We start from the raw sequence: 13,979 nt of genomic DNA, 5'->3' as shown, positions 1-13,979 counted from the left end.
GTTATTGATAGGTAAGCTCCTTGATCTCCACCGCTAACATCACCATGCAGTTCGGCTCCAAGCCGCTGTTCGAAAACGTTTCCGTCAAATTCAACAACGGCAACCGCTACGGTCTGATCGGCGCCAACGGTTGCGGCAAGTCGACCTTCATGAAAATCCTCGGCGGTGACCTGGAGCCGTCCGCAGGCCAGGTCATGCTCGAGCCGAATACCCGCCTGGGCAAGCTGCGCCAGGACCAGTTCGCCTACGAGGAATTCACCGTGATCGACACGGTGATCATGGGCCACGGCCAGCTGTGGAAAGTCAAAGCCGAGCGTGACCGTATCTACTCGCTGCCGGAAATGACCGAAGAAGACGGCATGGCCGTCGCCGAGCTGGAAACCGAATTCGCCGAAATGGACGGCTACACCGCCGAGTCCCGCGCCGGTGAACTGCTGCTGGGCCTGGGTATTCCGCTGGAGCAGCACTTCGGCCCGATGAGCGAAGTGGCACCGGGCTGGAAGCTGCGTGTCCTGCTGGCCCAGGCGCTGTTCTCGGACCCGGACGTGCTGCTGCTCGACGAACCGACCAACCACCTGGACATCAACACCATCCGCTGGCTGGAAACGATCCTCACGGCGCGTAACAGCACCATGATCATCATTTCCCACGACCGGCACTTCCTCAACAGCGTCTGCACCCACATGGCTGACCTGGATTACGGTGAGCTGCGCCTGTTCCCGGGCAACTATGACGAGTACATGACCGCGGCCACCCAGTCGCGTGAGCAGTTGCTGTCGGACAACGCCAAGAAGAAAGCCCAGATCGCCGAGCTGCAGACCTTCGTCAGCCGCTTCTCGGCCAACGCCTCCAAAGCCAAGCAGGCCACTTCTCGTGCCAAGCAGATCGACAAGATCCAGCTGGCCGAGGTCAAGCCGTCCAGCCGCGTCAGCCCGTTCATTCGTTTCGAACAGGCGAAGAAACTGCACCGCCAGGCGGTGGTGGTCGAGAAAATGGCCAAAGCCTTCGACGACAAGGTGCTGTTCAAGAACTTCGACATCACCGTCGAAGCGGGCGAGCGCGTTGCGATCATCGGCCCCAACGGTATTGGCAAGACCACCCTGCTGCGCACCCTGGTCGGCGAGATGACCCCGGATGCGGGCTCGGTGAAGTGGACCGACAGCGCCGAAGTGGGCTACTACGCCCAGGACCACGCCCACGACTTCGAAGACGACATGACCCTGTTCGACTGGATGGGCCAGTGGACCTCTGGTGAGCAGGTTATCCGCGGCACCCTGGGGCGCATGCTGTTCTCCAACGACGAGATCCTCAAGTCGGTGAAGGTGATTTCCGGTGGTGAACAAGGTCGCATGCTGTTCGGCAAGCTGATTTTGCAGAAGCCGAACGTGCTGGTGATGGACGAGCCGACCAACCACCTGGACATGGAATCGATCGAAGCGCTGAACCTGGCGCTGGAAAATTACCCGGGTACCCTGCTGTTCGTCAGCCACGACCGCGAGTTCGTGTCGTCGCTGGCCACGCGCATCATCGAGCTGTCGGCCGATGGTGTGGTGGACTTCAGCGGTACCTACGACGACTACCTGCGTAGCCAGGGTGTGCTGGTCTGATTGATCGGACGGCCTGGCCATCTCGGATGGCCGGGCCTCTTCGCGGGCTTGCCCGCTCCCACAGGGACCGCACAGGTATTGGACGCTTGTGGGGCCTTGGGAGAGCGGGCAAGCCCGCGAAGAGTACATCCCCATCCCACCTACCGGCACGGCCCGACGAATAATTCGTTAGCCTGCTGTCTTTTCCTTCGCGCAACGGCCATGATGGGACCACGCCCAACCGCCCGCCCGCGAAAGAGCCCATGACCGCGCAACAACCTGCCCCCGCCAGTAACACCCTGCACATCACCCTGCAGATCCTGTCGATCGTTTTCTATACCTTCATTGCGTTCCTCTGCATCGGCCTGCCGATCGCGGTGCTGCCCAGCTATGTGCACGACCAACTCGGCTTTGGCGCAGTGATCGCCGGTGTAACCATTGGCCTGCAGTACCTGGCCACGCTGCTGAGCCGCCCGTTTGCAGGGAGGGTGGCGGACACCTTGGGAGGGAAACAGGCCATCCGCTTTGGCCTGCTGGGGATTGCCGGTTGCGGGGTGTTGACGTTGCTGTCAGCCTGGACCCTCACCTTGCCGCTGCTGAGCCTGGCACTGCTGCTCGGTGGACGCTTGCTGCTGGGCATCGCCCAAGGGCTGATCGGCGTGGCCACCTTGAGCTGGGGCATCAGCCAGGTCGGCCCCGAACACACTGCCAGGGTCATCTCGTGGAACGGTATCGCCTCCTATGGCGCGATCGCCATCGGTGCGCCAGTTGGCGTTCTGGCCGTGGACGGGCTGGACTTCAGCGTGCTGGGGCCGGCTTTGCTGGTGCTGGCAACCCTTGCCCTGCTGGTGCTTCGCAAGCGCCCCGACGTGGTCGTGGTACGCGGCGAGCGCCTGCCCTTCTGGTCGGCGTTCGGCCGGGTTGCCCCGTGTGGCCTGGGTTTGACCCTGGCCTCGATCGGCTACGGCACCTTGACCACCTTCGTCACCCTGTATTACCTCGAGCGCGGCTGGGCCGGCGCGGCCTGGTGCCTGAGTGCGTTTGGTGTGTGCTTCATCATTTCGCGGCTGCTGTTCGTCAACGCGGTCAACCGCTTTGGTGGGTACAACGTGGCGGTCGCCTGCATGGCCACCGAAGTGCTCGGCCTGAGCCTTCTGTGGCTGGCGCCCTCGCCGCCCTGGGCGCTGGTTGGCGCCGGGCTGACCGGTTTCGGGCTGTCGCTGGTTTACCCGGCATTGGGCGTGGAAGCGATCAAGCAAGTCCCCAGCAGCAGCCGCGGCGCAGGGCTGGGTGCCTATGCTGTGTTCTTCGACATGGCCTTGGCCATTGCCGGCCCGGTGATGGGCGCCGTGGCGGTACACCTGGGGTATGCCTCGATCTTCTGCGTGGCTGCCCTGCTCGCCTTGGCCGGGGTCGGCCTAACGTTGTGGCTGGCGCGGCGCGCCCGTCGCAGCTGAACGCTCAGCCGGCGCTGGCGACCCCAGCGCCTGGCTGAAGAACGCTGCCGTTTCTCGCTGCAGCGAATGATGGATATACCGGCGGTCGACGCCGTCGGCGTCCTTGCACAGCGCCGGCATTCGCGCGTACTGCTCGGCATCGCAGTGGGCCATGAATACGAAATGCCCGGCACCGGCCAACAGGCGGTAGTCCGGTGTGACCGGCAGTTTGCGGGCCAGGGCCTCGGCATTACGGTCTACGGCCACAAGCTGATCGCTGTCGCCACTGTAGATCAGTGCGGGTACCTGCACCCCGGCCAGCGCATGGCGCCCGAACAACAGGCTCAGCGGCGCCATCAACATGACCGCCCCCACTCGCGGGTCGGTCTCGGGCGCCAGTTCGCTGCGGTCGGCAATCAGTATGCCGTGGGTCTTGCAGGCGTCTGCGTCATGCGGACGCTCCAGGCAGTACTGACGCAGACGCTCCAGGTCGGGGCGTGCGCCAGACAGGATCAACGCGGTTTCTCCGCCGGCCGAGTAGCCGATCACACCCACCTTGCCGTCATTCAGATAAGGCCCGACCACTGCATCATCACGCGCTGCGGTGATCGCCGCGCTGACTTGCAACGGCCGTCCATAAAGATTGCTCAGGGTGCCAAGGCGACTGTGGTCGCGCACGTTGTCCCCCGGGTGCACCACCGCCACCACCACGAACCCTTGCCGCGCCAGCGACGTGGCCAGGTAATGCAAGGCCAGTGGGCTGCCCGTATTGCCGTGAGACAGTACCAGCAACGGGAATCGCCCCATGGCGACGGGCGCCTCTTCGGCCACGTCGACGGGATACCCGTCTATACGGCTGATACGGGTTTTGCCAACGGCCGGGTAGAACGCCAGGGCTTGCATCGGGCGGCTATCGACCGGGTCGGTCAAGGTCATAAGGTGCAGGCCGGCAACCCACGGCGCGGCCTCGGCGCGGGCCAACAGGCCGCCGAGCAGGACCAGCGCCAACACGCAGCGTGCAAGGGTCATCGGCCAGCGGTTCCTTGCAGGACGAAGGGATAACCCAGCATAAAACCGGCCGGCGTTGTGCCGGATGAAAACTGGATGAAACCGCCGTCATGCAAGCTGCGCCTGCACCCTGTGCATTTGCGCATTGCGTCGAACCCGTGGCATAGATGCAGGTCAAGGTTTTCACGTGACCGTTTTCGCGCCTTTGAAGGAGATTCATGCATGAGCAAGCCTGCCTACGTGCCACCCAAAGTCTGGCGCAACGACGCAGCCTCCGGCGGCCAGTTCGCCAGCATCAACCGCCCGGTAGCCGGCCCGACTCACGACAAGGACCTGCCGCTGGGCAAGCACCCGCTGCAGCTGTATTCCCTGGCCACGCCCAATGGCGTCAAGGTCACCATTGCCCTTGAAGAGCTGCTTGCCCTCGGCCACGCCGGTGCCGAATACGATGCCTGGCTGATCCGCATCGGCGAGGGTGATCAGTTTTCCAGTGGCTTCGTCCAGGTCAACCCCAACTCGAAGATCCCTGCCCTGCTCGACCGCAGCGTGGAGCCGCCGGTGCGGGTGTTCGAGTCAGGCTCGATCCTGCTGTACCTGGCAGAGAAGTTCGGTGCTTTGCTGCCAAAATCGCCGGCTGCGCGCACCGAATGCCTGAACTGGTTGTTCTGGCAGATGGGGGCGGCGCCTTACCTGGGCGGTGGTTTTGGCCACTTCTACGTGTATGCACCGGAAAAGTTCGAGTACGCCATCAACCGCTTCACCATGGAGGCCAAGCGTCAACTGGACGTACTTGATCGCCGCTTGGCCGAAAGCCGTTATCTGAGCGGCGAGGAATACAGTATCGCTGATATTGCCGTGTGGCCGTGGTATGGCCAGCTGGTGCGCGGCAACCTGTATGACGCCGCGCAGTTCCTGGCGGTTGACGAGTACCCGAACGTACAGCGCTGGGCCGAGGACATCGCCCTGCGCCCTGCTGTGCAGCGCGGTACACGCGTGAACCGTACCTGGGGAGATGAACACAGCCAGGTGCCGGAGCGCCATAGCGCCGCAGACCTGGAAGGTTGACGCAAACCGTGTGGGAGCGGCCCTTGGGTGACTGAAAGGCCGCCCCCACAATGGGCCGTGCAATACCTGCGAATGCCCCCGACAATGCCCCCTTGCATAAAACCATTTGCCCCTGCGCAAACCTGCGTCCGCCAAGCCCTTCTTGTACACTCCTCGCATTAGCCCCCACCTGCACATTTTTTGGTGAACGCATGATCGAGGTAACCGAGGTTTCCATTGCCGAGCTGCGCGACGCGCTCGAGACGGGCCGCACAACGGCGGTCGAGCTGGTCAAGGCCTACCTGGCGCGCATCGACGCCTACGATGGCGCCGACACGGCCACTGCCCTTAACGCCGTAGTGGTGCGCAACCCGGAGGCGCTGAAAGAAGCCGAGGCCTCCGATGCCCGCCGCGCCAAGGGCCAGGTGCTTAGCCCGCTGGACGGCATCCCCTACACCGCCAAGGACAGCTACCTGGTCAAAGGCCTGACTGCCGCCTCCGGCAGCCCTGCCTTCAAGGACCTGGTCGCCCAGCGCGACGCCTTCACCATCGAGCGCCTGCGCGCCGCTGGTGCCGTGTGCCTGGGCAAGACCAACATGCCGCCCATGGCTAACGGTGGCATGCAGCGCGGCGTCTATGGCCGCGCCGAAAGCCCGTACAACGCCGACTACCTGACCGCGCCCTTCGCCTCGGGCTCGTCCAACGGTGCCGGTACCGCCACCGCCGCCAGCTTCAGCGCCTTTGGCCTGGCCGAAGAAACCTGGTCCAGCGGCCGTGGCCCGGCGTCCAACAACGGCCTGTGCGCCTACACCCCGTCGCGCGGGGTGATTTCGGTGCGTGGCAACTGGCCGCTGACGCCGACCATGGACGTGGTGGTGCCCTATGCCCGCACCATGGCCGACCTCCTTGAAATCCTCGACGTGGTGGTAGCCGATGACGCCGACAAGCGCGGCGACCTGTGGCGCCTGCAGCCGTGGGTGCCGATCCCCGCTGCCTCGACGGTGCGCCCAGCGTCGTACCTTGAACTGGCGGTAGATGCCAGCGCGCTCAAGGGCAAGCGCTTTGGCGTACCACGCATGTATATAAATGCCGATCCCGAAGCGGGCACCGCCGAGAAGCCAGGCATCGGCGGGCCGACCGGCCAACGCATCAACACCCGCGCCACGGTGATCGACCTGTGGCAACAAGCACGCCAGGCCCTGGAAGCGGCGGGTGCCGAAGTACTGGAAGTGGACTTCCCGCTGGTGTCCAACTGCGAAGGCGACCGCCCAGGTGCGCCGACCGTGTACAACCGTGGCATCGTCAGCAAGGCATTCCTGCATGACGAACTGTGGGAACTGTCGGGCTGGGCCTTTGACGACTTCCTGCGCGCCAACGATGACCCCAAGCTTAATCGCCTGGCCGATGTCGACGGGCTGAAGATCTTCCCCCACGACCCGGGCACCCTGCCCAACCGTGAAGACGACCTGGCTGCCGGCATGGACGAGTACGTCAACATGGCCAAACGTGGCCTGAAGACCTGGGACCAGATCGAGACCCTGCCCGACGGCCTGCGCGGCCTGGAGCAGACCCGCAAGCTGGACCTGGAAGACTGGATGGACAAGCTGGGCCTGGACGCGGTGCTGTTCCCCACCGTAGCCGACGTTGGCCCGGCCGATGCCGATATCAACCCGGTATCGGCGGACATCGCCTGGAGCAACGGTGTCTGGGTAGCCAACGGCAACCTGGCAATCCGTCACCTGGGCGTGCCGACCGTGACCGTGCCGATGGGCGTGATGGCCGATATCGGTATGCCGGTGGGGCTGACCTTTGCCGGGAAGGCCTATAGCGACAACGCGCTGCTGAGTTTTGCTGCCGCGTTCGAGGCCACCGGCTCGCGCCGGATGGTTCCGCCGCGCACGCCGGCGCTCGGCTGAGTCTTACAGGGCCCGCGAAAGCAGATCGCGAATTTCAACTATATGTGTAAAAATGCACAAACAGTTGATTTTGCGGTCTGCCATGCCTATCCCCCCCAGCGAAGAACGCCAACTCACCCTCACCGTGCTCAAGGCCGCGATCCAGGCACTGGGCAGCGTTGCCGCACGCAACATGGAAATACTCCTGCACGACCTTGACCACCCCGAACACTCGGTGGTGGCGATCGTCAACGGGCATCTTTCCGGCCGCAGCGTGGGCAGCCCGATCCTTGCCGCACCGGAGCAGGACCAGGGTTTCAAGGCACTGATGCAGGCCTCGGCCGACCAGCACGGCCGTGAGCCGGTGGTGCTGCCCGATTACCCCACTACGCTCAAAGGCCGCACGCTACGAAGTGCCACGGCAATCTTCCGTGACAGCAGCGGCCACCCGTTCGCCAGCCTGTGCGTCAACACCGACGTCACCGGCCTGGATGCTGCCATGAACTTTCTCCAGCAGCTGCAGCCGCTGGGGGCCATACCTGCGGTCAACGAACCTGCCGACATGGAGCTGCTGATGAGCGAGATCATCCAGGCCGCCCTGCAGCGCAGCGGCCAGGGGCGGATGAACAAACAGGCCAAGGTCGAGGCCGTGCGCGTCATGCAGGAGCGCGGCCTGTTCATCGTCAAGGGCGGCGTCGAGAAGGCTGCCAGCGCCCTCGGCGTGACGCGCTACACCATTTACAACTACCTCGAGCAACTACGCGGAGCCAGCCAATGACCTTGCACATTCATACCCCCCTGATCGAGTCGCGCCCGCTGTCGTTGGCGGCCGGTCGTAATATCTGGCTCAAGCTCGACGCCCTGCAACCCTGCGGTTCGTTCAAACTGCGCGGTGTAGGCCACGCCTGCGAGGTACACCACGCGCGTGGCGCCCGGCACTTTGTGTCCTCGTCAGGTGGCAATGCCGGTTTGGCAGTCGCCTATGCCGGACGCAAGCTGGGGGTGCCGGTGACCGTGGTGGTACCCGAAACCACCACCGAACGGGCCAAGCAGTTGCTGCACCTGGAAGACGCCAAGGTGGTGGTGCAAGGCAGTTCCTGGCAAGAGGCCAACGCCCTGGCAAAGACACTGGTAGGCCCGAACGATGCCTTCATCCACCCATTCGACGACCCACTGCTGTGGGCCGGGCATGCCAGCCTGGTGGATGAAGTGGCCGAGGCCGGCCTGAAGCCGGACGCGGTGGTGTTGTCAGTCGGCGGGGGCGGCTTGCTCAGTGGCGTGGTGGAGGGGCTCAAGCGCAATGGCTGGGGCGATGTGCCTGTGCTGGCGGTAGAAACCGAGGGCGCGGCGTCGCTGCATGCGGCCATGCAGGCGGGGCATTCAGTGGAGCTGGAGCGCATCGCCTCGGTGGCGACGTCGCTGGGGGCCAAGCGTGTGGCTGATCAGGCGCTGATGTGCGTGCAGCAGCATCCGGTGCACAGCCATCTGGTCAGCGATCGCGCAGCGCTGGAGGCCTGTGAGCGGTTCTTGCTGGACCACCGTGTGCTGGTCGAGCCCGCGTGCGGGGCGGCGTTGGCAGTGGCCTATGATGCCAAGGCTCTGGGCGCCTTGCGCAATGTCCTGGTGGTGGTCTGTGGTGGCGCTACCGCAACACTGGAGCAGATCCAGGCCTGGCTGCAGCAGGCAGACTGAAGCTGCCATCTGTCGGGGGTGATTACGACAGTCACATGCACCTGATCTACTAGGCTCGCCGCAACCGAAAAGGCCCTCGCAATAGCGTCAACCCTGACGAAATGCGTATCCCGCCCTTTCGGTCTGCGGCAAGTGAAGGCACAATGCGTGTCCTTTTTTTGGCCGGCCTGGCCGGGGGCCTTTAAATGATCAAGACGCCGTATTACCTCATCGATAAAACCAAGCTGCTCAGCAACATGGAGAAGATCGCCTACGTGCGCGAACACTCCGGTGCCAAGGCGCTGCTCGCCCTCAAGTGCTTCGCCACCTGGTCGGTGTTCGACCTGATGCAGCAGTACATGGACGGTACCACCTCGTCCTCCCTGTTCGAGCTCAAGCTCGGCCGCCAGAAGTTCGCCGGCGAAACCCATGCCTATAGCGTGGCCTGGGCCGACGACGAGGTCGAGGAGATGCTTGAGAACTGCGACAAGATCATCTTCAACTCGATCGGCCAGCTGCAACGCTTTGCCGAACAGTCCGAAGGCAAGGTGCGTGGTCTGCGCGTCAACCCGCAGGTCAGCAGCTCCGACTACCTGCTGGCCGACCCGGCCCGCCCGTTCAGCCGCCTGGGCGAATGGGACCCGGCGAAGATCGAACAGGTGATCGAACAGATCTCCGGCTTCATGTTCCACAACAACTGCGAGAACGGTGACTTCGGCCTGTTCGACAAGATGCTCACGCACATCGAAGAGCGTTTCGGTCACCTGCTGCACAAGGTCGAGTGGGTCAGCCTTGGTGGCGGCATTCACTTCACCGGTGAAGACTATGCAGTAGACGCCTTCTGCGCGCGCCTGAAGGCGTTCTCGGAAAAATACGGCGTGCAGGTTTACCTGGAGCCGGGCGAAGCCGCCATCACCAACAGCGCTTCGCTGGAAGTGACCGTGCTCGATACCCTGTACAACGGCAAGCACCTGGCCGTGGTCGACAGCTCGATCGAAGCGCACCTGCTCGACCTGCTGATCTACCGCCTCAACGCCAAGATGGCCCCCAATGACGGCGAGCATACCTACATGGTCTGCGGCAAGTCATGCCTGGCCGGTGACATCTTCGGCGAGTACCAATTCGACCGTCCGCTGGCCATTGGCGATCGCCTGTCGTTCATCGACACGGCGGGTTACACCATGGTCAAGAAAAACTGGTTCAACGGGCTGAAGATGCCTTCCATCGTGGTCAAGCAGCTCGACGGCAGCGTCGAAGTCGTCCGCGAGTTCGGTTTCGAAGACTACGTTTCCAGCCTGTCGTAAGACCGGCTTTCAAGTAAGGAGCAAAGGGTAAATTGAAGAAGAACGTTCTTATCATTGGTGCAGGAGGTGTCGCCAAGGTGGTGGCCCACAAGTGCGCGCAGCATAACGACGAACTGGGTCGTATCGCCATCGCGTCACGGAACATCTCCAAATGCCAGGCCATCATCGACAGCGTCAAGGCCAAGGGTAGCCTCAAGGTACCCGCCGACATCCAGGCCTTCTCGCTCAATGCCCTCGATGTCGAGGCAACCAAGGCGCTGATCCGCGAAACCGAATCGCAGATCGTGATCAATGTGGGTTCCGCCTTCCTCAACATGTCGGTGCTGCGTGCTTGCATCGATACGGGTGTCGCCTATCTGGACACCGCCATCCACGAAGAGCCGGGCAAGATCTGCGAGACCCCACCGTGGTACGGCAACTACGAGTGGAAACACCTCGAAGAGTGCCAGGCAAAGAACATTACCGCCATTCTCGGCGTCGGTTTCGACCCGGGTGTGGTGAACAGCTACGCCAAGCTGGCGCAGCAGCAGTATTTCGACAGCATTGATTCGATCGATATTCTCGACGTCAATGCCGGTTCGCATGGCAAGTACTTTGCCACCAACTTCGACCCGGAAATCAACTTCCGCGAGTTCACCGGACAAGTGTGGAGCTGGCAGAACAGCCAGTGGACCAGCAACACCATGTTCGAGGTCAAGCGTACCGACGACCTGCCAGTGGTAGGCTCGCAAAACCTGTACCTGACCGGCCACGATGAAGTTCACTCGATTTCGAAGAACCTCAACGTCCCGAACGTGCGCTTCTGGATGAGCTTCGGCGAGCACTACATCAACGTGTTCACTGTTCTGAAAAACCTGGGCCTGCTCAGCGAGCAACCGGTGAAAACCGCCGAAGGCCTGGAAGTGGTACCGCTGAAAGTGGTCAAGGCCGTACTGCCAGACCCGGCCTCGCTGGCCCCTGGCTACACCGGCAAGACCTGCATCGGCGACCTGGTCAAAGGCACCAAGGATGGCCAGCCGCGCGAAGTGTTCATCTACAACGTGGCCGACCACGAAGAAGCCTACGCCGAGACCGACAGCCAGGGCATTTCCTACACCGCCGGTGTACCGCCAGTGGCCGCTGCCCTGCTGGTCGCTCGTGGCGAGTGGGATGCCAAGCGCATGGTCAACGTCGAGGAGCTGCCAGCCGAGCCGTTCCTCAAGGCGCTGGACGTGATGGGCCTGCCGACCCGCGTCAAAGATGAAAAAGGCGATCGTCCCTGGGACGCTGAAGCCTAAGCGACAAACAGAAGGGGTGCCATGCAGGACCCCTTCTGCTTTCCAGGTCCAGGATCGCCACAGCCCTGAAACAAGCACGTAACCTGTGGGAACGGGCAAGCCCGCGAAGAGGCCGGCGCAAGATCACGCTCTACTTGCGGGCCTCCAGAATCAGGTTGAACGGCGTCTGCGTCGCGCGCCGGAAGCGGCTGAACCCCGCCTCCTCGAAGACGGCCCGCAATCGCGCCTCCCCGGCCTGCGCACCCAACCCCAGTCCCACTTCCTGCGACAACGAATTGGGCGTGCAGATAAACGTCGACGCCGCATAGAACAAGCGCCCGACCGGTGTCAGGTTACCCTCCAGCGAGTCCTCGGCATATGGCTCCACCAGCATGACCGTGCCATCAGCTTTCAAAGCATGGTAGGCATGCCTGGCTGCCCCGACCGGGTCACCCATGTCGTGCAGGCAATCGAAGAAGCACACCAGGTCATGATCATGCCCCGGGTACTCCTTGGCGCTGGCCTGCTGGAAGCTCACCCGCCCCTCCAACCCCGCTTCCCGTGCACGCGCGTTGGCGGTGACGATTGAAGGCTGATGATAGTCGTACCCCACGAAGGTCGACGCCGGAAACGCCTGCGCCATCACCAGCGTCGAGGCACCATGACCGCAGCCCACGTCCGCCACCTTGGCGCCCGCCTGCAGCTTGGCCACCACACCCTCCAGTGCCGGCAGCCAATCCGCAACCAGGAAGGTGCGATACCCCGGCCGGAAAAAGCGCTCGGTACCGCTGAACATGCACGGGTGGTGATCGCCCCAGGCCAACCCGCCATCGCCGCGCATGGCGGCTACCAGCTTGTCCTTGTCATGGAACAGCGCCGCCACCACTGCCGCGCCGCCGGCCATGTAGGCCGGGGAGTCCTCCAGCGCCAGGGCCATGGCCTGTTCTTCAGGCAGCACAAAACGGCCCTTGTCATGGACCATGTAGCCCGATGCCGCCTGGGCATTCAACCATTCTCGCACCAGCCGCGGGTGGCAGCCGGTCTTTTCCGCCAGTTGCTCAGGGGTGACCGCCTGGCTGTCGGCCATGGCCCGGTACAGCCCCAGTTCATCGCCGAGAATGACATTGGCCAGCGTCGCCGCTGCGCCCATGTCGCCCACCAGCTTGCCCATGAAATCGTGAAGCCTTGCCTCGTCCATGACCTGCCCTCCTCTGCAAGAAGGCCATCGCCAACGAGGGACGTCCGCTCCGGGAAGGCGGTGGTCGGTTCAAGGGTTTTCGTTCGCGGTACAACACGCTACCGCGAGCTGTCAGTAAGTTTAGATGCTCTGCCTGGGCGACGTGGAATAACGGCCATATGGCCCACGAGCATTTCCCTCAGGTCACAATTCCTAAACAACGATGTGACATTTTTTTTCAGCTTTCCTATCAAGGAGCTGTCAAATGAAGGTCACGGTTTTCGGAACCGGCTATGTCGGCCTGACCCAGGCAGTGTGCCTGGCCCAGGTAGGCCATTCGGTGTTGTGCATGGATGTCGATGCCGATCGGGTGGCCAGCCTGAGTGAAGGCCATTGCCCGATCTTCGAGCCCGGCCTTGCGCCGCTGCTGGAGAAGAACCTCGCCTGCGGTCGGCTGCGCTTCACCACGGATGCCGCAGCGGCTGCCAACTATGCCCGGTTGCAGTTCATTGCCGTCGGTACTCCGCCGCAAGCCGATGGTAGCGCCGACCTGAAGCACGTTTTCGCCGTGGTCGACAGCATCCTCGAACACGCTGACGGGCCCAAAGTAATCGTCAACAAGTCCACCGTGCCGGTGGGTACGGTACACCGCATCAAGGCACGCATCGCCCAGGCCGTGGCCGATACCAGCCGCTTCCAGGTGATCAGCAACCCGGAGTTTCTCAAGGAAGGGTCTGCGGTGGATGACTGCATGCGCCCCCAGCGCATCATCATCGGCGGCGCAGAAGCGGCCGAAGTGGAGTTGCTACGCGAGCTTTACCTGCCGTTCAACCGCAACCGCGAAAAGTTCATGGTCATGGACGCGCGCAGTGCCGAGCTGACCAAGTACGCAGCCAACTGCATGCTGGCCACCAAGATTTCCTTCATCAACGAAATCGCCAACCTGGCCGAGCACCTGGGGGCCGACATCGAAATGGTGCGCCGTGGCATCGGCTCGGACCCGCGCATCGGTTACGACTTCATCTACGCCGGCTGCGGTTTTGGCGGCTCGTGCTTCCCCAAAGACCTGCAAGCCCTGCGCCACAGTGCCGAGGCGGAAGGCTTCGAGACACAGTTGCTGCGGGCAGTAGAGTCGGTCAACGAGCAGCAGAAGGGCCGGCTGTTCAGCAAGATCCAGCGCCATTACCCCGGCGGCCTGCGGGGCAAGGTGTTTGCCCTGTGGGGGTTGTCGTTCAAGCCCAATACCAATGATATCCGCGAAGCTTCCAGCCGGGTCCTGCTGGAAGCACTGTGGGCCGCGGGCGCGCGGGTGCAGGCTCACGACCCTCAGGCCATGGAAGAAATCCGGCGCCACTACGGCCCGCGTGCCGACCTGCAACTGGTGCCCTGCAAGGACGATGCGTTGCGGGGCGCCGATGCCCTGGTGATCGTCACCGAATGGCAGGACTACCGTGTGCTCAACCTGGACGAGGTGCCGCAGCAGCTGGCCGACCGGGTGGTGTTCGATGGCCGCAACCTGTACGAACCCGAGCACATGGCCTCGGCAGGGCTGGCTTACTACGGCATCGGACGTGGCAAGATTGCGCCAGCTTGACGGCAATG

11 protein-coding genes are annotated in these 13,979 nt (G+C 63.1%); 9 read left to right on the top strand and 2 right to left on the bottom strand.

The features are described 5' to 3' along the window. The first annotated feature begins 20 nt into the window (after positions 1-20). Positions 21-1,607, top strand: coding sequence for an ABC-F family ATPase (locus tag ACF8FB_RS19060; protein WP_010953836.1), 1,587 nt, complete (start codon positions 21-23; stop codon positions 1,605-1,607). 242 nt (positions 1,608-1,849) lie between these two features. Continuing rightward, the gene (locus tag ACF8FB_RS19055) at positions 1,850-3,043 is read left to right on the top strand and encodes an MFS transporter (RefSeq protein ID WP_350297784.1); all 1,194 of its coding nucleotides are present in this window, start codon (positions 1,850-1,852) and stop codon (positions 3,041-3,043) included. Here ACF8FB_RS19055 and ACF8FB_RS19050 read toward each other — a convergent pair. Next, on the bottom strand, positions 3,005-4,051 hold the full coding sequence (locus tag ACF8FB_RS19050; protein WP_010953834.1) for a dienelactone hydrolase: 1,047 nt from the start codon (positions 4,049-4,051) through the stop codon (positions 3,005-3,007). The two genes, ACF8FB_RS19055 and ACF8FB_RS19050, sit on opposite strands and share 39 nt — an antisense overlap. Positions 4,052-4,252: 201 nt before the next feature. Between ACF8FB_RS19050 and yghU the strand changes: the two genes are divergently transcribed. The 6 genes from yghU (at position 4,253) to ACF8FB_RS19020 (ending at position 11,221) form a co-directional block, all read left to right on the top strand. Beyond that, positions 4,253-5,095, top strand: coding sequence for a glutathione-dependent disulfide-bond oxidoreductase (gene yghU / locus ACF8FB_RS19045; RefSeq protein ID WP_010953833.1), 843 nt, complete (start codon positions 4,253-4,255; stop codon positions 5,093-5,095). A 191-nt stretch (positions 5,096-5,286) separates the two neighbouring features. After that, positions 5,287-6,990, top strand: a complete 1,704-nt coding sequence (locus ACF8FB_RS19040) for an amidase (protein WP_010953832.1) — start codon at positions 5,287-5,289, stop codon at positions 6,988-6,990. 82 nt (positions 6,991-7,072) lie between these two features. Beyond that, complete coding sequence (locus tag ACF8FB_RS19035; protein ID WP_049586315.1) at positions 7,073-7,747, top strand: transcriptional regulator; 675 nt, start codon at positions 7,073-7,075, stop codon at positions 7,745-7,747. Next, positions 7,744-8,661, top strand: coding sequence for a pyridoxal-phosphate dependent enzyme (locus ACF8FB_RS19030; RefSeq protein ID WP_392511670.1), 918 nt, complete (start codon positions 7,744-7,746; stop codon positions 8,659-8,661). The genes ACF8FB_RS19035 and ACF8FB_RS19030 overlap by 4 nt, the downstream gene beginning before the upstream one ends. 185 nt (positions 8,662-8,846) lie before the next feature. After that, positions 8,847-9,944, top strand: a complete 1,098-nt coding sequence (gene nspC / locus ACF8FB_RS19025) for a carboxynorspermidine decarboxylase (RefSeq protein WP_003248125.1) — start codon at positions 8,847-8,849, stop codon at positions 9,942-9,944. Positions 9,945-9,976: 32 nt separating this feature from the next. Next, positions 9,977-11,221: a saccharopine dehydrogenase family protein gene (locus ACF8FB_RS19020; protein ID WP_003248123.1), complete on the top strand. Its 1,245-nt coding sequence runs from the start codon at positions 9,977-9,979 to the stop codon at positions 11,219-11,221. A 130-nt stretch (positions 11,222-11,351) separates the two neighbouring features. On the opposite strand, the gene ACF8FB_RS19015 is transcribed toward ACF8FB_RS19020, so the two are convergent. Further along, on the bottom strand, positions 11,352-12,398 hold the full coding sequence (locus tag ACF8FB_RS19015; RefSeq protein ID WP_010953829.1) for a class I SAM-dependent methyltransferase: 1,047 nt from the start codon (positions 12,396-12,398) through the stop codon (positions 11,352-11,354). Between the two features lie 244 nt (positions 12,399-12,642). Here ACF8FB_RS19015 and ACF8FB_RS19010 point away from each other — a divergent pair, with 244 nt between their 5' ends. Continuing rightward, positions 12,643-13,971: a UDP-glucose/GDP-mannose dehydrogenase family protein gene (locus ACF8FB_RS19010; protein ID WP_010953828.1), complete on the top strand. Its 1,329-nt coding sequence runs from the start codon at positions 12,643-12,645 to the stop codon at positions 13,969-13,971. Positions 13,972-13,979: the final 8 nt, after the last annotated feature.

The sequence above is a fragment of the Pseudomonas sp. yb_2 genome (assembly GCF_043103905.1).
Taxonomy (GTDB): domain Bacteria; phylum Pseudomonadota; class Gammaproteobacteria; order Pseudomonadales; family Pseudomonadaceae; genus Aquipseudomonas; species Aquipseudomonas alloputida.
Note: the sequence above shows the minus strand (reverse complement) of the source record. Positions and strands in the feature narration are given on the sequence as shown.